Here is a 21,673-nt window from a genome sequence, read left to right on the forward strand (position 1 = left end):
AATAGACAGAGCGGCATAGTAGAAATACCTACTGCATACGAGAGAAACAGCTTTTGTTTTGGCTTTGTTTTCTGAAAAACAGGCCAGAGACAGGAGAACCCCCTCAGAGCCTGTTTAAATTTTGATCTGACGCTGCAAAGTGCGAGAAAAATCTGCGCAAGCCGTCTTTTGGGCCGCACAGCAGCGCCACGGGGCCAGACCAGTGCAACCGCAGGTTCTTTTCAGGGTGTTTTGCTGCGTAAAAGAACCAGGCAACCAGGCTCTTAAGGGCCGCAGACACTCACAGGCGCCAGCAGGAAAGGGCACCAACGCGCAATACTGAGAACCACGCACCTTTGTTAGCCACGGCAGCGGGGCCGGAGCAGAAGCCAGAAAGGGCCGCGCGTCCTGTTTTGGGGCTGTTTTCCTAAAAACAGCCCCAAAACAGGACGTCACCTCCCCAGAAAACCTTCTTACATCAACCCGCGGGCCTTGAACTCCAGGTATTTGTTGATGGCGTTCACGGTGAGCTTTTCTGGCGGGGTTAGAATGGAATGGATGCCGTGCAGGCTGAACTCCTTCACGATCTGCCGCTTCTCATAGGCAAACTTTTCGGCAATGGCTTTGAGGTAGATCTCCTCCAGGCTGTTAGCGGGTTGGTCCAGCAGTTCTTTGGTCTCTGTGTTTTCAAAGAAGACCACCAGCAGCAGGTGGTGTTTGGCCAGTTTGCGCAGGTACGGCAGCTGGCGTTTGGCCCCGTTCAGGGTTTCAAAGTTGGTGAACAGCAGCAGCAGGCTGCGCTGCTTGACCTTGGCCCGCACCGTTACGTACAGCCGCTCAAAATCTGACTCCTGAAACCGGGTCTGCTGGTTGTACAGCAGCTCCAGGATCTTCTGTAACTGAGAAGACCGCCGCTCTGCGGGCAGCACAGAACCCGTCTTATCTGCAAACGTGATAATGCCGGTTTTGTCTTCTTTGCGCAGCGCCACATTAGACAGCACCAGTGCGGCATTGATGGCATAGTCCAGCAGGCTCAACCCCTGAAACGGCATCTCCATCACGCGGCCTTTGTCTAGCACGCAGTACACCTGCTGCGACTTCTCGTCCTGGTAATGGTTCACCATCAGTTCGGCCTTGCGGGCAGATGCCTTCCAGTTGATGGTGCGCTGGTCGTCTCCCGCCACGTACGGCCTTATCTGCTCAAACTCGGCGCTGTGGCCCACCTGCCGAAGGCGCTTGATGCCCATGGCCGAGAGTTGCTGGCTGGCCGCCAACAGCTCATACTGCCGCATCTGAATGAAAGACGGGTACACCGGCACCTGCTGCCCCTGCCCACACCGGTAGCGTTTTCTCACCAGCCCCAGCGGACCGTTTACCAGCACATTCACCACCCCAAAGGAGTACAGGCCCCTGGCCACCGGCCGCAGCAGGTATTCAATCACCTGGGTTTCGCCTTGGGGCACTTTCACCTTAAAACTGGCATCGCGCTTCTGGAACTGGAACGGGAGCTCTTCTATCACCTGGGCGCTGATGGCAAACGGGTAGCGGTTCTCCACATACACAAATACCGGGTTCTCGCTCCCGTTAGAGAGCTTTTCCTGCAGGCTTCGGCTGGCCTCTACGCCGTGCTTCAGCTGGAAGACAGACGCCAGATCTACCAGCACACACAGGCCCAGCACGCCGCACAGGATCTTCACCAGGAACAGCACCGCCGGAAAGAAAAAAGCCAGCACAAACAGCCCCGCCACCGCAGAGACCGCCATGAAAAAGAAACGGGTGAAATACAGGCTACGCAGAAAAGCAATCATGCAGGGTACGTGAGTTGGCGTGTCTGAAAGGTGTCATATTTGCGTTTCTGGCCTGTTTTTCTGAAAACAAGCCAAAAACGAACTTCCATCTAGAATGCACTCCGCGCTACCGCGGAACTTCAGTTTTCTGGATGATCTGCTTGATGACATCATCTGGCGTGGCGCCTTCCATTTCCTTCTCAGGGGTGAGCAGCACCCGGTGCCGGAGCACCGCCGGCGCCAGTTCCTGCACGTCTTCTGGGGTTACAAACCCTCTGTTGCGCAGGGCGGCCAGGGCTTTGGCACTGGTCAGCAGGGCCAGGGAGGCTCTGGGCGAGGCTCCCAGGTACAAGGCTTTGTGCGCCCGGGTCTGCACTACCAGCTGGGCAATGTACTCCAGCACCTTGGCGTCTACATGCACCCCCTGCACCTGCTGCCTCAACTCCATGACATTCTGGGCGGTCAAAACCGGCTGCACCTCCTCCAGTTCCTGCTGCACGGCGGGCCGCTGGTGGTGAATGCCCAGAATGGCCACCTCCTCTTCCAGTGACGGGTACTCTACCAGGATTTTGAACATGAAGCGGTCCAGCTGCGCCTCTGGCAGCCGGTAGGTTCCCTCCTGCTCAATGGGGTTCTGGGTGGCCAGCACCACAAACGGCTCCCCCATGGCATACTCCACGCCGTCATGGGTGATCTGCTGTTCCTCCATTACCTCAAACAATGAGGCCTGGGTTTTGGCGGGGGCGCGGTTGATCTCGTCAATCAGCACTATGTTAGAGAAAATGGGCCCTTCCTTGAACTGGAACGTGGCGCTGCCCGGGTGAAAGACAGAGGTGCCCAGCACGTCTGAGGGCATGAGGTCTGGCGTGAACTGAATGCGGCTGAACCCCACATCAATGGTGCGGGCCAGGAGTTTGGCGGTTAGGGTCTTGGCAATACCCGGCACTCCTTCAATGAGCACGTGCCCATCGGCCAGAATGGCCACCAGCAGCAGGTCTACCAGTTGCTCCTGCCCTACAATGCGTTTTCTGAGTTCGTCTTTGATCTGCTGCACCGCGGCCTGCAGCGCAGAGAAATCAGTCTTCGGCGCCAAGGCCAGCACGGCTTCACCGGCCCCGTTTTCGTCTTTTTCTAGCTCGTTCATATTCTTTTGCTATCGGCTTGCCTGCCGGTAAAAGTTCTCCAGTTTTTGGTTGAGTTGCCACAGCGTGACTTCCTGCACGGTCTCATAGGTGCGCACGTCCTGAATGATGTAAAACAGTTTGCTCACCTCCTGGGCGTCTACCCCAGATTTGTGGCTGATGCGCTCCTGAAACTCCGCATCCAGCACGCTGGTGCTTTCATGGTAGTGCAGCCGCAGGTACTCCAGAAAATAATTGACCTTTTTCTCAGCAATCACCTTGTGGTCCCCGTGGTTGAAGTAGAGGTTGCCCACCACCCGCACAAACTCCAGGGTGGTGTTCCTGGGCTTTTCCCAGACAGGGATGATGCGCTGGGTGCGTTTGCTTTCAAAGAAGACGAACACCAGCAACCCGCCCAAGGCCACATAGTAGGCCCACGCGAGGGCGTCATGGCTGAGCAGCACTCTGAAAATGGAGCTCTCCCCCTCCGGCCCCTGCTTCTGGTACTCATCCCACCACACGGTCTGGTCTGGCAGATGAGACAAGGCCATGGCGGCGTACCGGTTTTGCCGGTTGGTGATCACGTGGTAGTTGGTAAAGGCCAGCGGCACCGTGCTCAGGAAGAAGTTCCCTTTCCCAAATGGCATCTGGACATAGTTGACCCCGCCTTCTGTGTTCTTGCCCAGCACGGTGGCCTGGGCGGCCGAACCCAGTTCCAGCACACCGTCTACCTTCTCCCAGTCATACAGCACCGGGGGTATGTCTTTGAACTGCGGGTGCGTAAAAACCAGCCCCAATGAATCTTTCTTCTGCGCACTAAACGCCTCCACTTTAAAATGCAGGGTGTCTTGCAGCTTCCCAAAATAATGGGACCCAATGAACACGTTGTTTCCCGCCTCTACAAAACCAAGCAGCGCATCCAGGTCAAGGGAGTCTGCCTGGAAAGACGCATTCACGAAGAGGTAGTTGACTGTACCCGCGGCGCTGTCTTCTTCTGCGGCCCAGTAGTTCTCCAGCTGGTTCAGGATTGGTAGCCGCACCTGCTCTACCGCATGGTTGGGGAACAGGTCAGGCAGCAGTTGGTACAGCACGTAGGTGCCGTATGGGATTTTGTCTTTGTTAACGTAGGTCTGGGCCCAGTCAACGGGCTTGGGGCGGTAGTATTCTACCACCACAAACACGGTAAACAGGAGGGCCAGCACCAGCGCCCATTTCTTCATGCCGCTCATGCCGTGGCTCGTAAAGTGTGGGTGAACGTCAGGAAAGAAGCCCGTACCGTTTGAAAATGCGCCTCATCTAACGCAGAGCCGCCGTACCAGACATACTCAAACAAGCCGGTGACATGGGCAAAGGACTGGCGCAGGGCATGGTCCCTGATCTCGGTGACGTAGCTGCGGTTGGTTTTGCCGGGTTTCCAGTGAATGAAGCCTTGATCAGTGAGGCGCTTCAGGGTCTGCAGGTAGTGCAGCCGTATGGCGCGGCGGTAATCGCCCTGGGCTTCAGCCTCCTCTATCAGCGCGGCAAAGTCAATCTCATGAATATTCTCCCGGTATGTGTCATACGCCAGGGCCACCGGCACCGCCTTCCTCCCGAAGAGGCCTACCAAGTCTACCTGCAGCAGCTTCAGGACCACAAACACTGTCACGCCCAAGGCGAAGGCGTAGAGAAAATACTTCCAGAACACGTTGAATGACCGGGCTGCCGTGACGTTGTTCAGGTACCGCCCCACCCGCTGCCAGAAACGCTCCCACGCAGACAGGTCTGGCTTCAGGTCTTGCTGGTAATGGAACGCCTTGTCTTCTTGCAGGGCCTTGAGTTTGGCAGGGTCTGGCATTCTCAGCTTCAGGAGTTGCGCATGCCCCGGCACGGCAGGGGGCGCTGTCTCAGGAACAGCCCAGCCAACACAGGAACAGCCCAACAGAAAGAAGAGTAGGGGGAAAAGGAATCGCACGGGCTTAGAATTCGTCTTGGGTAAGATCAGTTGGCGCGGCATCTCTTCTGCCAATGTTGTTTACCTGCTCTATAAAGCCAATGCCGTCTTTTATTTCCACCAGGCTGAAATACTGGAATGCAATGGCGGTAATGGTGATCACGTACATGAGCAGCCCAATGATGGTAGAAAAAGAGCTGGCCACCATCAGGAGCACATCATTGTCGCCGCCCGGCAAATGCAGAATGCGCAGCACGTACACTACCACGGCTGGCAGGGAAACCCCAAAACCAATCACCGCCTGTATGATGCCCACCACCAGCAGATACCCAAAAGTCTCCCACCAGTTGCCTTTGACCAGGTAGAAGCACCGCTCCAGCGCCTCCAGAAACCCAAGGTCTTCGCGTACCATCACCACCAGCAGCATAGACAGCGCCACGCCCACGTAAATACCCGGAATCAGCAGCAGCAACGTGGCCAGCCCGCACAGCACCACCATGCCCACGGTAGAGTACAGCACCGGAATAAAATAGCTCTTGATGTACGCCCACACATCGCGCACCTCAACTGGCCTGCCGTAATCCATGTACAGCACTATGTAAGAATACACCACCAGGCTTAGCATCACATAGCTCACCAGGGTGAAGAAGAGGCTCACCCAGTAATGGAGGGAGGTGAGCATGGTGTCAAAATAATAGGCCCCCATTGACCCATACTGCACAGAATTGGTGGCCTCAGCTATTTGGGAGCTTTGGTAGATGCCTGAGAAAATACCAGCCAGTAACGCCAACGGCAGCACAAAGTACAGGGCACACGTGAGCAGCGGCTTAAAGTGTTCCCTGATAAACCCGAACGTGGCATTGATCTTCTGCCCCAGATCCCGCTCTTCTCTAAATTCTATGGTGGGTGGTGTCATTCTCTAGCTTGGCGTGCAGCCGGTATGGGTAATAAATAAAGTAATAGACAATAAAGGCCGCAGAGCCTAGGATAATGGTCAGGCTCAGGAACAGCGGCATCTCTGTGTGGCGGGTCACAAACCCTTCCAGAAAACCGGCAGTGATGAAGACAGGCACCAGCCCCACCACTATTTTGAGCCCCTGTTTGGCCCCGCGCTTAAATGACTCCAGCCGCGAGAATGTCTTGGGGAACAGAATGCTGTTGCCCATGACAAATCCGGCGCAGCCGGCTATGACAATGGCTGAGATCTCCAGCGTACCGTGAATCCAGATGGTCAGTGCCGAGGTGCCCAGCAGCCCGTATTTGTAGAAAAAGTACTGGAAAGCGCCCAACATGACCCCGTTCCGGAACAGCACATAAAACGTACCCACAGAAAGCACAGCCCCGGCCACAAATGCCAGAAACGACACATACACGTTGTTCATGGTAATCTGCAGGAACATTTCTGCCTCCCCCGCCTGCTTGTACACGGCCATGGGGTCGCCTTTTCTGATGTTGGCTATGGTCATGTTCACGTACCGGTCACCCATGATGAGCCGCACAAAGGTGTCATCATACGCCGCCGACAGCGCACCGATCAAGCACGCCACCGCAAAGATGAGGAACGCGCACAGCAGCTGCCGGTGGTGTTGCCTGAACAGCAACGGCAGCTCCTGCTTCCAGAAAAGGAAAAACCGGTTGCCTTGCTCCTTTTTATTACGGTAGATGACCTGGTGCATCTTGCCGGTAAGGCTGTTGAGGTAGTGGGTGGTGTCTGAGTCTGGGTAAAAGGTGCGGGCGAAGGCCAGGTCATCTGTGAGCTCAATGAACCGGTCAGCCAACTCGTCTGGGTTGGTGGTGGGCTCGGCGGCGTACCGTTTCCACTTGGCGGAATTCTGCTTAACAAATGCGGCTTCGCGCATGGCCCTGCTTTTGATTACTCTCAAATATATCTAACTTAGGCTACTTATTAAAGTGAAAATGAGGAATTAATGAATACCATTAAAGTAAGAACCACCCAGAATGTGGAGGTAGAGTATGCCATTGCCAGCGTGGGAGACAGAATTCTGGCGTACCTGGTAGACGGAGCCGTCTACGTGGGGGCCATGATCATCTTGGGGATGGTCATTGGCTTGCTCAGGCCTTCTGGCGGAGGGGGCCTTTGGGGTGTTCTGCTCGTACTCCCTTTCCTGTTTTACCACCTGCTCTGTGAGATTTTTCTTAGTGGCCAGAGCTTGGGCAAACGCGCCATGGACATCAAGGTGATCAAGCTCTCCGGCCAGCCCCCCTCTGTGGGAGATTATCTGCTGCGCTGGGTTTTCCGGCTGTTAGACATCACCCTCTCCAGCGGATTTGTGGCTCTTATTACCCTTGTGGTAAACGGCCGCGGGCAACGCCTTGGCGACTTGGCAGCCGGTACCAGCGTGATCAAAACCCAGGTGTATCACCGGCGAAATCCTTTTCAGGTGAAGCTGGAGGAAGAATATGCGATTGTCTTTCCAGAGGTGGCCGCTCTCACTGACCAGGACATGGCCCTGATCAGGAAGTTGCTGCACAAAGCCATTCAAAACCAGAACGAAACCCTGCTCAGCCGCATTTCTGAGCGCGTGCAAGAAGTTCTGGAGATTCGCCCGGAAATGACCGACAGAGACTTTCTCAAAACGGTGATCAAAGACTACTACCACCTGACCGCTGGCGTGGAGGCATAAATCAGCAGTTCCTGTTTTGGAGCTGTTTTCTGAAAAACAGCTCCAAAACAGGAACTCAATTCTCTTCTACCTCTTCTCCAGCCAAACCTTCTCTACCTCCAGCCCATAGCTTTGCCCCGCCTTCGCCGCAGGCGGAAGTTCCCCCAGCCGCACTTCCAGCTTCTCTACGGGAGGCAATGAGAAAGCACCCGGGTTGGCAGAACGGAACTCAAACGCATGGAAGCCCGGGTACGGTCTGGGCAGCAGCATGAACGCCTCGGGCTTCAATGCGCGCAGCGGTATCTCAATTTCTTGGAAAGAGGAACCCACGTTGACAGAAGCCGCAAAGGCGGTGGCATCTGCAGAAATAAGCCCTACCTGCACCGGTACCGGCGTGGCGCCGGTGGTTCTTACCCTGAGGACCAGTTTATCAAAGGTTGCCAACTCGGCCGCACGGCCTTTCAGTTTATCACCAATGAAAAGCTGGAAACCCATGGCGCCTTCTTTGGGCAGCTCCTTAGCGGTAAGTTTCAGCACCAGCTGTTTGGGCGTTTCGCCGGTCACCAGAGCCCGCTCCTCTGGCCGCCAGAGGTTGGGAAACACGAAGAGCGCACGGTCAGTGGTGGCGTTGAACAGCTCCAGCTTTCCGTTTTCTGCGGCCACAAAGGTTTGCCAGGAGTCGGTTCGGTAATTGTCCCAGGCCCAGGGGTCGCCCTCGTACCCTCCGGGAAAGGCATACTGCTTCTCCCCGTCTTGCACCAGAAGGCGGTAGTTCACCAGGCCGGGCGAAGCGAGTTCTACCGGAACTTCGGCCTGGAAGCGGTAAGCCCCCACTTTCTCCATCCCCACGGTTTTGTACACGCCCGCCAGGTTGCTGAGCTGCAGGCTCACTCTGGCTGATGGGCGAATGCCAACAATCTGCGCCGAAACGGCAAACGGTTTTCCGGCCGAGACTTCTTCTACCGGTGCATGCGCCACAAACGGCCTGGTGGCAAACGGCTGCGGGGCCACAAATTCCTTTACCTGCAAAGCACCAAAAGTGCTGTTGCCATTCCTGGTGGTTTTCTCTTTTTTGGTGAGCAAGTACGCGCCGGGCTGAATCTGGAAACGCCCGTTTTCCGCGGTGGAGGAAAACGGGTTACCGTCATTCACGCCTTTGATGTGGAACGCAGCACCCAGCTCAGCCAGCAGCACTTGCATGGTCTGGCTTTGCCACTGAATGCGCGTGACTTCTTTGCCGGGCGACGCCTTGGCAAACGGGTCTCTGATGAAAACCGCATCTGGCATGACTTCCAGCCGCCATACGCCTTTGTCCAGCTTGTCCAGGAAGTAGGCACCGGTGCCGCTGTACTGCACCACGGGTGAGCTTCCCACGCCCGCCACTTTGGTCAACTTGGCCGCGTTTACGGGTTTGGTGCGGGTAGAGTTGGAGTGGTAGAATTCCTGCGCCGTGTTCATCTCGCTCAGGTTTTCTTGGTAACTCACCCGGAATGCCCCAAATATGCTGTCGGCCGGATAGGTGCCGTAGGTCTTGCGCAGCGGCAGCTGGTGAAACGCCTTGCCCGCAATCATCAAACTGATGGCTTTAGACGGCGTATAGGCCAGGTTCAGGTAATGCGTCTGGTACTCAGTGTTTCCGTAGGCGGTGGCCAGCGGGTCATAGGCAAACTGTGTGGCCCACTGGAAACCGGCCTGCCGAAAACTCTTCGCCATGGCGGGGTACATGTAGGAACCCAGCACGTCACCGGCATCAAACTCGTACACCATCAGCGCCTTGTTTTTAAATTCTGGAATAGTGTCAAACGGAATGTGGTACCGGTCAACGTGGGGCAGGTAATTTCCTTGCAGGGTGCGGTTGGCCACTAACCCGGTTGGGTACCACTGAAAACTGAACCCGTCCACGTTGGCCTTGGCCACGGCATCTGCGTAAGTGGGCGACTCACTGATGTTGTAGAAGATGGGTTTGGTCCAGCCCGCGCTGCGCATGGCGGCGGCCATGCGGTTCACGTATTCGGTGGCGCGGGGTTTGGGGCCGGAGTGGTGCGGCTCGTTGTTGATTTCGGCGGCAATGATGTTGGCATCGTGGCCGTAGGCGAGTTGGGTGTAGGGGTTGACGTGCCTGAGCAGCTGCTTCAGGTAATTTTCCTGCGCGGTAAACGCTTCTTCTTCGGTGACCGCGCGTTGTTTGCCGTACTTGCGCGAGAAGCCGGGCGTGTTCTCATCTTTCTCCGGATAGCCGTTGCCCCAGAACGCAATGGGCGTGAGCATGACCTTGAGGTTGCGCTGCTTCAACTTGTACACCAGGTAATCAAAGAGGCGCAGGTGCTCGTTCTCCAGCAGGTTGCCCAGCGTGTCTGAGATCTCAGCATCCCAGACGTGCACCCTGAACGCGTCAAACCCCAGCCGGGCCAGGTGGTACACGTCCTGGTCAATGGCTTTCTGCGGGTCAACGCCGCGGGCTTTCACGGAGCGGTAGCCGTAGGCAAACGGCACCGTATAGTTCACCCCGAAGAAACTGGCCTCCTGGTTATTCTTCTTCCAGCGCAGAATGCCCTGCGGGTCTACATATACCGGGGCTGGTTCTTGGGTATTTCCGCCTTGGGCGAAGGAACTAGTGGTACTGATTATAAATAAAAGAAGTAAGCAGGCAATTGACTTTATCTTTATTCTCATTATATAATTTAATGGTGAAGCTGTTTAGAGTCTTCTGTTTTATGCATGGCGCAAGCGTCCGCATGTGCCTTAAGGGTAGAAAGACCACCTATTTCTGGGCTGTTTTCTGAAAAGTAGCCCTAAAACGGCGGCACAAGCGGACGCTTGCGCCAGATAAACCCTTACAAATAGGAAAAGGAAAAATTCTAAACAGGTTCGGTTTAGAGAAGCTCCTCTTCTTAGAAGGAATTTCTGTTTTGGGGCTGTTTTTCAAAAAACAGCCCCAAAACAGCTTACTCTACCCGCAACAGAGCAGCAAATCTATGGTTAGTTAACAGACGTCAAATTCACCTTCGCGGTCTGCAGGCCTTTGCCTTTCACGGTCAGCTCCAGGTCACCGACCTGGTCAGTGGATTGCACCAGCACTACCAATTTGCCGCTGAACAGCTTCATGGTGGGCAGGTGGAACTGCTCCAGAGAAGTGGGGTCTCCGTTGCAGGCGGCGCGGTAGGCACCTTTGCCTTTCACGGTGAATTTCAATTGATCGGTGGCCGTGGGGCAGGGGTTTCCGTTTTTGTCAACCACAGAGACCGTCACGAAGGAAATGTCTTTCCCGTCGGCAGAGATTTGGGTGCGGTCTGGCTGGAGCACGAGTCTGTGCGGTTTACCGGCGGTCTTTATTTCCCGGGTGGCGGCGGGCTTGCCGTCTTTGCCATAGGCCACCACTTTGACCGTGCCGGGCTCATATTTCACGTCCATCCACATGAGGCGGTAGCGGTTCTGCGGGGTGGCGGCGTGCTTTTTCTGGATGCCCATGCTTTTGCCGTTCACAAACAGCTCGGCGCTGTCATAGCTGGTGTACACAAAGACCGGGGTGGTCTGGCCTTCGCGGCCTTCCCAGTTCCAGTGCGGCAGAAGGTGCAGGGTTTCGTCCTGCTTGTTCCAGCGGCTGCGGTACAGGTAGAAACGGTCTTTGGGCAGGCCGGCCAGATCATTGATCCCGAAGTATGAGCTGCGCGACGGCCACTTGTCATCATACGGCGTAGGCTCGCCCAGATAATCAAACCCGGTCCAGACAAACTCGCCAATAACCCAGGGTTTGTCATCCTGCAGCACAAAATCATCATCTGGCAGGTTAGACCAGCTGCAGTACTCCAGGTCATAAGACGAGCTCTGTAAATCTGGGTACTGTTTCTCTATCGCTTTTTCCACCGGAAACTTGTAAATGCCCCGGGAGCTGACGGTAGACGCTGTCTCTGAACCCAGAATGAAACCCTGCGGGAATGCCTGGTATGCTTCTTCATACAGGTGCACCCGGTAGTTCAGACCCGGTACGTCCAGCAGCGCGCCAAAGCCCGAGGCCATGGTGGCTTTCACCTGGTCCATGCCCACGGTTACCGGACGGGTAGGATCTTCGCGGTGAAAGATATCCTGCAGCCATTTGGCCCGCTTCACCCCCTCGGCGCCCCACTGATCGGGAACCTCATTGCCCGAGCTCCACATCACAATAGACGGGTGGTTGCGGGTGGCGTGCACCAGGTTCACAATATCTTTCTCGGCATACTCCTCAAAGAAGCGGTTGTAGCCGTTCTGCACCTTGGGTTTGGCCCACTCGTCAAAGCTTTCGGCCAGGAACAGGAAACCCATTTCATCGGCCAGTTCCAGTTGCTCCATAGAAGGCATGTTGTGCGCGCTCCGGATGGCATCACAGCCCATGTCCTTCAGAATCCGGAGCTGGCGGCGCAGGGCGGCTTTGTTGACAGCGGCGCCCAGCGGCCCCAAATCATGGTGCAGGCACACGCCTTTAAACTTGCGCACTTTCCCGTTCAGGCTGAAACCCACGTTAGGCTTATAGCTGATCTCCCTGATCCCGAAGCGGGTAGACACCTCATCTTTCAGCTCGTTGCCCACATATAGTCTGGTAACCGCAGTGTACAGATAGGGCGTCTCTGGACTCCAGAGCTGCGGCTGAGCCACCGCAATATTCTGCTCAAACTCCTTCCCGAAACGCTGGCCTGTACTGTCTGCGGCCACAGTTTTGCCCCGCGCATCCAGAATCTGGGTGACCAGCCGGATATTGCCACCCGTTGCTTTGGTCTTGATGTTTACTTTGGCCTGCTCGGCCGAAATAAAAGGTGTGGTAATGTAGGTGCCCCACTGGTCAATGCTCTCCGGGTTTTTCACCACAATCTGCACCTTGCGGTACAAGCCCGCCCCCGGGTACCACCGCGAGGACAAGCCTTGGTTCTGCAGCTGCACGGCCAGCGTATTCTTCTGCCCCTCCAGCACCTGGCTGGTGATGTCAAAGTAGAAGTAGTTGTACCCATAAGCCCATTCCCCCACTTTCTGCCCGTTCAGGTAGACCCGGGGCTCACTCATGGCACCTTCAAACACAATGAGCACTTTCTGGCCTCTTTTGTAGTGCGGCAGGGTAAACTGGTTGCGGTACCAGGCCTCGCCAATGTACGGCAAGGCCCCGGTTCTCCCGGTTTTCTCAGAGGGCACTTTCTCGCCGTTCTGCTCAATGGCTACAACCTGCTTGTCTATCTCCTTGTCAAATGGGCCATAAATGGCCCAGTCATGCGGCACGGTAACGGTTTGCCAACCTTTATCATTGAAGTTAACCTGGTACGCCTGTTCGTTCCTGCCTTTTTTAAACTTCCAGTTATGCTCCAGCTCTGTCACCACCCTTCCCTGCGCCCAGGCAACTTGTGACACCAGCAGTAGCCATAAAAATAAGAATCTGTTACTCATACAACTTATTTATAGAAAGGAAGCCACCACCCCCACACGGCACGGTCACTTACTTTATTTGATACCCAGCCACGCAGTTTCTACGGCCCCTCAAGTCTTTTGCCGGAGGCTGCGGCTATTTGTTTCTGGTTTTAGCTCTACGCAGTAGTGCCTCTGCCTAATGTACTGGTGTAGGCGCGGCGCCAATACGTAATCGATTGCGCTACATAATTAAGACTTCTGCGCAAAAAATCCTAGGCTCTCCAAAATCTGGTTTAAGAAATAAGCAAATCTCATTCTCACCTTGAACCCAGTAGTACAAATAAGAAACCATTACAGCTTAATATTTCTCATTTTCCTAAAAATTATTCAGAAGCAAACCTTGCATAGGTCAAGAATGCGTTTCTATATTTACGTAATCGATTACGTGAACATGAGCCGCACTACCATCCATGACATCGCCAAGGAGTTAAACACAACCGCCGCCACGGTGTCGCGCGCGCTCAATGACCACCCCTCCATCAGCGCCGCCACCAAGCAGTCTGTCAGGGAAGCCGCCCAGAAGCTGAACTACCAGCAGAACCGTGTCGCCTCCTCCCTGCGCCTGGGCAGGACCAACGTACTGGGCGTGGTGATCCCCAGCGCCGACATCAGCTTCTTCGGATCAGTCATCCACGGCATTGAGAAGGTGGCCAAGGCCCACGGCTACAACGTGATCCTGTTCCAGACCAACGAGCAGTATGAGGACGAGGTGCAGGGAATCAAAACCCTGCTCCAGTCAAACGTAGACGGCATCATCGCCTCCATCTCTAAGGAGACCACCAACTATGACCACTTCCGGGAGGTCAAGGACCGCAACATACCCCTCATCCTGTTTGACCGCGCCATTGACAGCCTGGGAGTTTCAACGGTGGTGATTGATGACTATAAGGGGGCCTTTATGGCCACTGAACACCTTATTTCCCAGGACTATACCCGCATTGCCCACATTTCAGGGCCGCCGCATATCCAGATTTTCCATGACCGGCTGCGCGGCTACGTAGACGCGCTGGCCGCCCATCATATAAAAGTAGACGAAGACCTGATCACCTACGGCAAGGTGTCCATTGACTCTGGCCGCTCCTGCGCTGAGCAGCTGCTCCAGCTTCCTAACCGGCCAGACGCCATCTTCGCGGTGGAAGACTTCACGGCCCTGGGGGCGCTGCAGGCTATCAAAGAAAGCCCGTGGCACCGGCCAGGCGAAATTGGGCTGGTGGGCTTCGCGAATGAAGCATTCAGTGCCTACATCACCCCCAGCCTCACCACCATTGATCAGCAGACGGCCCACATGGGGGAAGAGGCCGCCAAGATTTTCATGGAACTCCGCCAGAATACCACTGTCACAGAAACGGCACCGCAAAAGGTGGTTTTAGAACCCTTACTCATTGCGCGTCAATCTTCTACGCGGCCAAAGCCGAAGAAAAAAAGCCTAAAAGCTTCTACTATAGTACCCTGATTTTACCCTTACACCAACTAAACAAACCAACATCATCTGTAACATTAACCTAGTATGGGATTAGAAACAATTGACTACGTTATTTTCCTGGCGTATTTCCTGATTGTATCCGGCTACGGATACTGGATCTATAGACGCAAGAAGAGCGACCAGCTGGACTCCAAGGATTTCTTCCTGGCTGAGGGTTCTCTCACCTGGTGGGCCATTGGTGCCTCGCTGATCGCCTCTAACATCTCTGCTGAGCAGTTCATTGGCATGTCGGGCTCCGGTTTCGCCATGGGGCTGGCTATTTCCACCTATGAGTGGATGGCGGCCGCCACGCTGATTGTGGTGGCGGTGTTCTTCATTCCCATCTACCTGAAGAACAAGATTTACACCATGCCCCAGTTCCTTTCGCACCGCTACAATGACTCAGTGAGTACCATTATGGCGGTGTTCTGGCTCCTGGTGTATGTGTTTGTGAACCTGTCTTCTATCCTGTACCTGGGGGCGCTGGCCATTGAAACCATCTCGGGCATTGACTTCTACTACTGCATGATAGGCTTGGCCATCTTTGCGATCTTCATCACCCTGGGGGGCATGAAAGTAATTGGCTATACAGACGTGATTCAGGTATTTGTGCTGGTATTGGGCGGTCTGGCTACCACGTATCTGGCGCTGGACCTGGTGTCTGACAACTTAGGCGGCGGCGGCATCTTTGACGGCCTGGCGCATTTACGCAAAGAGGCCGCAGACCATTTCAGCATGATCCTCTCTGAGGGCGAAATCATGATCCCGAACGGCGAAGGCGGAACCCGTGACGCCTATATGGACTTACCGGGCTTGTCTGTTCTCATTGGCGGTATGTGGATCATCAACCTCAACTACTGGGGCTGCAACCAGTACATTACCCAGCGCGCCTTGGGTGCCGACCTGAAAACTGCGAGAAGCGGAATCCTGTTTGCCGCCTTCTTGAAGCTGCTAATGCCTATCATTGTGGTGTTACCCGGTATTGCCGCATACGTTCTGCACAAGAACGGCATGTTCCAGGCAGAAATGGCCAATGAACTGGGCCATGTGAAACCAGACCATGCCTATCCGGTGCTGTTGAACCTGCTTCCGGTGGGTCTGAAAGGCCTGTCTTTTGCTGCTTTAACTGCCGCCATTGTAGCCTCATTGGCCGGGAAAGCCAACAGTATCTCTACCATCTTCACCCTTGACATCTACAAGAAGTTCTTCAATAAAAACGCCTCAGAAACCAGGTTGGTAAACTTTGGCAAGTTAACGGTAGTGGCGGCGTTCATCATTGCCCTGATTGTGGCGCCGGCGCTGAGAAACCTTGACCAGGCGTTCCAGTACATTCAGGAGTACACCGGCTTCATCTCACCGGGGGTGTTTGCCATCTTCGCATTGGGCTTCTTCTGGAAACGCACTACCTCTTCGGCCGCCCTGGTGGCCGCCGTGCTGACTATTCCGCTTTCCACCTTTCTTAAGTTCCAGTTCCCAGAGATACCGTTCATTGACCGCATGGGCATTGTGTTTGTGATCCTCACCGTGCTGATGATCATGATCAGCTTAATAGACCCCAAAGGCAAGAACAACCCCAAAGGGCTGGAAATTGACGCCAGCATGTTCAAACCGAATACATCTTTTACCATTGGCGCCGTACTCATCTGCGGTATTCTGGTGGGGCTGTACACCATCTTCTGGTAATTTCTGTCAATTGGCCATCTAAAAGGGGCAGATGTGGGTATAACTAGATGGCAGATCTGCCCCCAAAAACTTCTATTCCTACTAAAACTATGGTTCAGGACATTGTAACTAAATTCAAAGAACTGTATAAAGCCGAACCGGTGGTGGTGCGTTCCCCGGGCCGCGTAAACCTTATTGGCGAACACACAGACTACAATGAGGGGTTTGTGCTGCCGGCCGCCGTGAACAAAGAAATCTACTTCGCCCTGGCCCCCAACGGCACCAACAGCCTGCGGGCTTATGCTTTTGACCTGGAAGAATCCGCTGAGTTTGACCTCAACCAGGTACAGCCTTCTGACATTGCCTGGGCCAACTACCTGCTGGGCGTGGTGGCCCAGCTCCAGAAAGCCGGTTATGAGGTGAAAGGCTTTGACGTGGTGTTTGGCGGCAATGTACCCATTGGGGCGGGCATGTCCTCCTCGGCGGCGGTAGAATGCGGTCTGGCCTATGGGCTGAACTACCTCTTCGCCTACGGCATAGAGAAGTTCAAGCTGGTAAAAATGGCCCAGAAGGCCGAACATGAATACGCCGACGTGATGTGCGGCATCATGGACCAGTTTGCCAGCATGTTTGGCAAGCACAACCACGTGGTGAAGCTAGACTGCCGTTCGCTGGAGTACCAGTACTACCCGTTCAACATTGCAGATTACCGCATTGTGCTCTGTGACACCCAGGTGAAGCACTCCCTGGCCAGCAGCGAGTACAACACCCGCCGCAAAGAGTGTGAGACAGGGGTAGCCATTCTGCAGCAACATTACCTGCAGGTAAAAAGCCTGCGTGATGTGAACCTGGAAATGCTGCAGCGCCACCAGCCCGAGTTTGACCCGGTAGTGTACAAGCGCTGCAAATACGTGGTAGAAGAGAACCTGCGGGTTGAAGAAGCGTGTGCTGATCTGGAGCGGGGTGATCTGGAAGCCTTCGGGCAGAAGATGAACGCCTCGCACCAGGGCCTGCAGCATGACTACGAGGTGAGCTGCCCTGAACTGGACTTTTTAGCAGATGCCGCTAATAAATCAGGCGCAGCCCTGGGTTCGCGCATGATGGGCGGCGGCTTTGGCGGCTGCACCATCAATCTGGTGAAACTGGAAGAGCTGAACAATTTCACCGCCCAAATGACCTTAGCCTACCAACAGCAGTTCGGGATAAAATTAAAGACCTACGTGGCGCAAATTGTGGATGGCAGCAGCCTGGTTCCGGTTGATTTTAGCAAAAACAGCTGATAAACAGAAAACCAGATTCTCCTTCACCCCTTCTACCTTTGAAACTATGAGCACCTTTGATTTAACTGATCACTCGCATAGAAGATACAACGCCCTCACCGGCGAATGGGTATTAGTATCGCCGCACCGTTCCAAGCGCCCGTGGCAGGGCCAGCAGGAAAAACCGGCGCAAGAAACAAGGCCCCAGTATGACCCCACCTGCTACCTTTGCCCCACCAACACCCGCGCCAACGGCGAAACCAACCCAGACTACCAAAACACGTTCGTGTTTGTGAATGATTTTGCCGCGTTGCAGGCAGATTCCCCGGCGGGCTCCTACAGCAAGGGCCGCCTTCTCAAAGCCGAAAGCGAGCGCGGCATCTGCAAGGTTATCTGCTTCTCGCCCCGCCATGATTTGACGCTTTCTGACATGGCCGTGGAGGACATCAGGAAAGTAGTGGACCTGTGGCAGCAGGAATACCTGGAGCTGGGCGCGCTGGACTACATCAACTACGTGCAGATCTTCGAGAACAAGGGCCAAGTGATGGGCAGCAGCAACCCGCACCCGCACGGCCAGATCTGGGCACAAAGTTCCGTGCCCGTGGAACCTGCCAAGGAATCTGCGCAACAGCTGGCCTACTACCAGGAAAACGGCCGCAGTTTATTGGCAGATTACGTGCAGCTGGAGCTGGAGGAGAAAAGCCGCATAGTACTGGAGAATGAGCACTTTGTGGCGCTGGTGCCGTTCTGGGCGGTGTGGCCGTTTGAGACCATGATTGTCTCTAAGCGTCATTTCCAGCACCTGGGTCAGATCACTGACAAGGAGAAAGACGGCTACGCCGAGATCATGAAACGCCTCTCTGCCGTGTATGACAGCCTGTTTGAAATCTCCTTCCCTTACTCAGCCGGCCTGCACCAAAGCCCCACTGACGGGCAGGAGCACCCGGAGTGGCACTTCCACATGCACTTCTACCCGCCGCTGCTGCGCTCGGCCACCGTCAAGAAATTCATGGTGGGCTACGAGATGATGGGCAACCCCCAACGCGACATCACCCCAGAAAGCGCCGCCGAGCGGCTGAGAAGTTTATTGTAATACTTTCCGTTTTCGGGCTGTTTTCAGGAAAACAGCCCGAAAACGGAAAAAGAAACAGCCCTCACAGGTTTTGAAAAACCTGTGAGGGCTGTTTCTTTTATTGAGGCTATTTCTCTGTTGTGCGTAGAGTTAGCGGCGGCGCTCTACACACCAGGCAGATAACCAATCTCCTGATTGGTGTTTAGCTGTAGCAGGTGCTGTAGACACAGACGCTCGCAGGTCCTCCAGACGCTACAAGGTCTTTTGAGTAGGCGACGTTGGGTAGGCAAGTACATGGTACCTACCCCTCCCAGGAGGGGAATTACCAGCTGGAGTAATAATTTGCGTTTTGGAGCTGTTTTCTGAAAAGTAGCTCCAAAACGCATTTGCAATCTTCAACAGTAAATCACAGACAGGACCTAAAAGACAAGCGTAAACCTGGTTCCTTCGCCCTCCTTAGACGCCACCTGAATGGCACCCTTGTGCAACAGCATGATGTGTTTGGCCAGGCTGAGCCCAATACCGGAGCCGTCTTTGTGCGAGGTGAAGAACGGGATGAAAATGCTCTCCAGCAGCTCTTCCGGGATGCCGGTGCCATTGTCCTGCACCTCAATCACAGCTTTGCCGTTCTCTGCGGGGTAGGCGCTCAGCCTTATCTTGGGCTCTGCTTTGCCTTGCACCGCCCGCTGCGCATTCAAGACCAGGTTGATCAACACCTGCTCCAGCAAGTTGACATCACCATGCAGCGTAAGGTCGGGGGAGGAGATGGCATACGTTACCGCCACTCCTGACTCCTGCAAACGCGCACGCATAAGCCCGTCAATGCTGCTGAACAGCTCCTGCACGTAAACGGTGGTGCGGAGTACCTGCTGTGATTTATTCAGGTTCCGGTAGAAGTGGGCGAAGCGCAGCAGTCCCTCACTCCGCTTTTTGATAATAGAAATGCCTTCCTCGGTGTCTTGCAGAAGTTCCTGGTTGGGCTGCACTTGCCCCTGGGCGGCATAGTCTTCCCTATCAAATTTCAGAACTTTTTCCAGCGAATCGGCCAGGGAGGCGATGGGCGCTACCGAGTTCATGATCTCATGGGTCATGACTCTCAACAGCTTTTGCCAGGCCTCCGTTTCGGCCTGGTCCAGGGTGGAACTCACATTTTTAAAAGCCACCAGCGTGAGCTGCCTGCCCTGAATTTTGAAGGAAACCGAGGTCAGCAATAACTGTGAGGCACCAGCGGGTAGTTTTAATTTGTGGAGCCTGTTCTCATTGGGTGGCAGTTCCAGCACCGCCTGGTACAAATCTGGGTAACGGGTCTCTAAGCCTTTGAGGCTTTTGAGGTACGGAATGCCCAATATTTCTTTGAAGGCCTTGTTGCTCCACTCCACCTCCCCTTTTTGGTCAAAAGAGAGAATGCCCGTATCTATGAGCTGCAGAATGGTCTGCATGTAATGCAGCTGGGCCTCTTTCTCTATCTGCAGCTGCTTATAGGTGCTACTGATCAGGTTAAAAGCCTGGTGCAGGTCCCGAAGCGAATGATTCACGTTGTGCTCCCCAAACTGCTGGGAAAAATCACGCTGTTTCACGGCCAGCAGAAACCTGGCCAGCTCCCGGTTACTACGGGTCACATAACGAGCCATCTCCCACAACTGGATTCCCATCACCAGCACCCCGGTAAACACCTGCAGCCAGGTGAACTGCACCAGGTAGTGCAGGGTTAGGTAACTAACGCCCAGCAACAGCACAAAGCGGACCAGCAACCCTAATTCCAGTCTCTTAAATATCATGCTTGTTCAGTCTTCTATAAAGGGCGGTGCGGGTAAGACCCAATTCTTTGGCAGATTTGGAGATGTTGCCGTTGTTGCGCTCTATGGTCCTCCTGATGGTTTCGCGCTCAATTTCACTTAAAGGCAAAGGGGCATCTGGAAAGGCCGCGGCGGCCGTCTGTGCCATGCCCCCCAGTTCCATGGGAGAAAAGGTGAAGTCCTGGGGTTGCAGCACGTTGCCTTCGGCCATGATAATGGCCCGTTCTACGGCATGCTGCAGCTCCCGTATGTTCCCGGGCCACTTGTGCTGTTCCAGTTTGCGTAAGGTGGCGGGCGCGAGGTCAGGCACGGGTTTGTGGTTCTTCTGGGCGTACAGCTGCATAAAGTGGCGCGTCAGCATCTCCACATCGCCGTGGCGGTCACGCAGGGGCGGCAACGTGATCTCTACCGTGTTAATGCGATAAATAAGGTCTTTGCGGTATTCATTGCGGGAAGCCATCTCATAAAGCGGCGCGTTGGTGGCCGAGATGAGCCGAATGTCTACGGGTACGGGAATATTAGAACCCAAAGGCACCACCTGCCGGTTCTGCAGCACCGTTAGCAGTTTGGCCTGCTGGGCCAGGGAAATATTGCCTATTTCATCTAAGAACAGCGTGCCGCCAGAGGCCGCCTCAAAACGGCCTGCGCGGTCTTCTTTGGCGTCTGTAAACGCGCCTTTCTTGAACCCGAACAACTCGCTCTCAAACAGGGTGTCTGTGAGCGCGGCCACGTCAACGCTCACAAAAGGCTTCCCAGACCTGAACGACTTCTGGTGCAGCGCCTGCGCCACCAACTCTTTGCCGGTTCCGTTCTCGCCCAGAATCAGCACATTGGCCTCAGTGGGCGCAATTTTCTCCAGCTTATACAGCACCTCCTGCAGCGCGTCTGACTGGCCCAGAATGGCGAGCGATCCTGCTGATGCTGCCCTGCCCGCTTTCCCGGCCGCTCCTTTCTGTTTGTTCTGCCGCGCCTGCAACGCCTGGTGCAGTGTTTCCAGCAGCTTGTCATTATGCCACGGCTTGATAATGAAATCATACGCGCCTTCCCGCAGTGACTTTACCGCCAGTTCCACATCGCCGTAGGCGGTAATGAGAATAACGGTGGCCTCTTTGTCTTTGGCCAGAATCTGCCGAAGCCAGTACAGTCCTTCATTGCCCGTGTTCAGGGCACTTTTGAAGTTCATGTCCAGAAATATGACATCAAAGGTCTGTTTGCCCAGCAGGGCCAGCAGGTTGTCTGGGTTCTTCTCCGTGATTACTTCCTTTACTTCGGGCCGCAACAGCATCTTCATGGCGAAGAGTACGTCACTCTCATCATCTACCACCAGTACGCGCGCATTCTTATTCGCAGCCATAGGGAAATCTCATTTTAATCTTTGACTGATTCTGCCTGCCAGTGAATGCCAGTGGCTTGGTCATGCCATGCCAACTTCAGAAAGTCTGTTTTCGGCCTGTTTTTGGGCAATACTTCGGACATTTTAAGGTAGAAGGATAAAAAAGGGCAGAAGCACTGTTAGCGGTGTGTGAAAACTACTACGGCTTCCGCCCCCGGCCC

Annotated in this window: 15 protein-coding genes; 5 read left to right on the forward strand and 10 right to left on the reverse strand. The window is 54.7% G+C overall.

What is annotated here, in order from left to right; genetic code table 11:
- Window positions 1–452: 452 nt before the first annotated feature.
- The 6 genes from FHS90_RS19260 to FHS90_RS19285 all read right to left on the reverse strand — a co-directional run bounded on the left by FHS90_RS19260 (window position 453) and on the right by FHS90_RS19285 (window position 6,676).
- On the reverse strand, window positions 453–1,787 hold the full coding sequence (locus FHS90_RS19260; protein WP_246387229.1) for a DUF58 domain-containing protein: 1,335 nt from the start codon (window positions 1,785–1,787) through the stop codon (window positions 453–455).
- Window positions 1,788–1,893: 106 nt separating this feature from the next.
- The gene (locus FHS90_RS19265) at window positions 1,894–2,910 is read right to left on the reverse strand and encodes an AAA family ATPase (protein ID WP_066832503.1); all 1,017 of its coding nucleotides are present in this window, start codon (window positions 2,908–2,910) and stop codon (window positions 1,894–1,896) included.
- A gap of 9 nt (window positions 2,911–2,919) precedes the next feature.
- Window positions 2,920–4,116 carry a DUF4350 domain-containing protein gene (locus tag FHS90_RS19270; RefSeq protein ID WP_182514242.1) on the reverse strand — a complete coding sequence of 399 codons (1,197 nt, stop codon included), beginning with the start codon at window positions 4,114–4,116 and terminating at the stop codon, window positions 2,920–2,922.
- Entirely contained in the window at window positions 4,113–4,721 is a 609-nt protein-coding gene (locus FHS90_RS19275; protein ID WP_161947708.1) for a DUF4129 domain-containing protein, read from the reverse strand. Before FHS90_RS19275 ends, FHS90_RS19270 begins: the two co-directional genes overlap by 4 nt.
- A gap of 121 nt (window positions 4,722–4,842) precedes the next feature.
- Window positions 4,843–5,733: a hypothetical protein gene (locus FHS90_RS19280; protein WP_066832494.1), complete on the reverse strand. Its 891-nt coding sequence runs from the start codon at window positions 5,731–5,733 to the stop codon at window positions 4,843–4,845.
- Window positions 5,708–6,676, reverse strand: coding sequence for a stage II sporulation protein M (locus FHS90_RS19285; RefSeq protein ID WP_182514243.1), 969 nt, complete (start codon window positions 6,674–6,676; stop codon window positions 5,708–5,710). The genes FHS90_RS19280 and FHS90_RS19285 overlap by 26 nt, the downstream gene beginning before the upstream one ends.
- Window positions 6,677–6,745: 69 nt before the next feature.
- On the opposite strand from FHS90_RS19285, the gene FHS90_RS19290 reads away from it, so the two are divergent.
- Window positions 6,746–7,462: an RDD family protein gene (locus FHS90_RS19290; RefSeq protein WP_182514244.1), complete on the forward strand. Its 717-nt coding sequence runs from the start codon at window positions 6,746–6,748 to the stop codon at window positions 7,460–7,462.
- A gap of 66 nt (window positions 7,463–7,528) precedes the next feature.
- Here FHS90_RS19290 and FHS90_RS19295 read toward each other — a convergent pair whose 3' ends face one another.
- Window positions 7,529–10,114 (reverse strand): glycoside hydrolase family protein, encoded by a 2,586-nt coding sequence (locus FHS90_RS19295; protein ID WP_182514245.1) that lies wholly within the window; start codon window positions 10,112–10,114, stop codon window positions 7,529–7,531.
- Between the two features lie 306 nt (window positions 10,115–10,420).
- Window positions 10,421–12,847, reverse strand: a complete 2,427-nt coding sequence (locus FHS90_RS19300; RefSeq protein ID WP_182514246.1) for a DUF4982 domain-containing protein — start codon at window positions 12,845–12,847, stop codon at window positions 10,421–10,423.
- 376 nt (window positions 12,848–13,223) lie between these two features.
- Here FHS90_RS19300 and FHS90_RS19305 point away from each other — a divergent pair, with 376 nt between their 5' ends.
- From FHS90_RS19305 to FHS90_RS19320, 4 genes are all read left to right on the forward strand, one after another.
- Window positions 13,224–14,321, forward strand: a complete 1,098-nt coding sequence (locus tag FHS90_RS19305) for a LacI family DNA-binding transcriptional regulator (protein ID WP_220483106.1) — start codon at window positions 13,224–13,226, stop codon at window positions 14,319–14,321.
- A 54-nt stretch (window positions 14,322–14,375) separates the two neighbouring features.
- The gene (locus FHS90_RS19310) at window positions 14,376–16,013 is read left to right on the forward strand and encodes a sodium/sugar symporter (protein ID WP_066832479.1); all 1,638 of its coding nucleotides are present in this window, start codon (window positions 14,376–14,378) and stop codon (window positions 16,011–16,013) included.
- A gap of 89 nt (window positions 16,014–16,102) precedes the next feature.
- Entirely contained in the window at window positions 16,103–17,272 is a 1,170-nt protein-coding gene (locus tag FHS90_RS19315) for a galactokinase (RefSeq protein WP_182514247.1), read from the forward strand.
- A 46-nt stretch (window positions 17,273–17,318) separates the two neighbouring features.
- Complete coding sequence (locus tag FHS90_RS19320; protein ID WP_182514248.1) at window positions 17,319–18,344, forward strand: UDP-glucose--hexose-1-phosphate uridylyltransferase; 1,026 nt, start codon at window positions 17,319–17,321, stop codon at window positions 18,342–18,344.
- A 398-nt stretch (window positions 18,345–18,742) separates the two neighbouring features.
- On the opposite strand, the gene FHS90_RS19325 is transcribed toward FHS90_RS19320, so the two are convergent.
- Entirely contained in the window at window positions 18,743–20,101 is a 1,359-nt protein-coding gene (locus FHS90_RS19325; RefSeq protein ID WP_182514249.1) for a sensor histidine kinase, read from the reverse strand.
- The gene (locus FHS90_RS19330) at window positions 20,091–21,473 is read right to left on the reverse strand and encodes a sigma-54-dependent transcriptional regulator (RefSeq protein ID WP_182514250.1); all 1,383 of its coding nucleotides are present in this window, start codon (window positions 21,471–21,473) and stop codon (window positions 20,091–20,093) included. The genes FHS90_RS19325 and FHS90_RS19330 overlap by 11 nt, the downstream gene beginning before the upstream one ends.
- Between the last annotated feature and the right edge of the window lie 200 nt (window positions 21,474–21,673).

The organism is Rufibacter ruber (genome assembly GCF_014138425.1).
Lineage (GTDB): Bacteria > Bacteroidota > Bacteroidia > Cytophagales > Hymenobacteraceae > Nibribacter > Nibribacter ruber_C.

Coding starts and splice junctions, on each gene's coding strand:
- FHS90_RS19300 (WP_182514246.1), bottom strand. CDS start 12,847: ATGAGTAACAGATTCTTATTTTTATGGCTACTGCTGGTGTCACAAGTT.
- FHS90_RS19295 (WP_182514245.1), bottom strand. CDS start 10,114: ATGAGAATAAAGATAAAGTCAATTGCCTGCTTACTTCTTTTATTTATA.
- FHS90_RS19325 (WP_182514249.1), bottom strand. CDS start 20,101: ATGATATTTAAGAGACTGGAATTAGGGTTGCTGGTCCGCTTTGTGCTG.
- FHS90_RS19290 (WP_182514244.1), top strand. CDS start 6,746: ATGAATACCATTAAAGTAAGAACCACCCAGAATGTGGAGGTAGAGTAT.
- FHS90_RS19320 (WP_182514248.1), top strand. CDS start 17,319: ATGAGCACCTTTGATTTAACTGATCACTCGCATAGAAGATACAACGCC.
- FHS90_RS19265 (WP_066832503.1), bottom strand. CDS start 2,910: ATGAACGAGCTAGAAAAAGACGAAAACGGGGCCGGTGAAGCCGTGCTG.
- FHS90_RS19305 (WP_220483106.1), top strand. CDS start 13,224: ATGCGTTTCTATATTTACGTAATCGATTACGTGAACATGAGCCGCACT.
- FHS90_RS19315 (WP_182514247.1), top strand. CDS start 16,103: ATGGTTCAGGACATTGTAACTAAATTCAAAGAACTGTATAAAGCCGAA.
- FHS90_RS19270 (WP_182514242.1), bottom strand. CDS start 4,116: ATGAGCGGCATGAAGAAATGGGCGCTGGTGCTGGCCCTCCTGTTTACC.
- FHS90_RS19285 (WP_182514243.1), bottom strand. CDS start 6,676: ATGCGCGAAGCCGCATTTGTTAAGCAGAATTCCGCCAAGTGGAAACGG.
- FHS90_RS19330 (WP_182514250.1), bottom strand. CDS start 21,473: ATGGCTGCGAATAAGAATGCGCGCGTACTGGTGGTAGATGATGAGAGT.
- FHS90_RS19260 (WP_246387229.1), bottom strand. CDS start 1,787: ATGATTGCTTTTCTGCGTAGCCTGTATTTCACCCGTTTCTTTTTCATG.
- FHS90_RS19275 (WP_161947708.1), bottom strand. CDS start 4,721: ATGCCAGACCCTGCCAAACTCAAGGCCCTGCAAGAAGACAAGGCGTTC.
- FHS90_RS19310 (WP_066832479.1), top strand. CDS start 14,376: ATGGGATTAGAAACAATTGACTACGTTATTTTCCTGGCGTATTTCCTG.
- FHS90_RS19280 (WP_066832494.1), bottom strand. CDS start 5,733: ATGACACCACCCACCATAGAATTTAGAGAAGAGCGGGATCTGGGGCAG.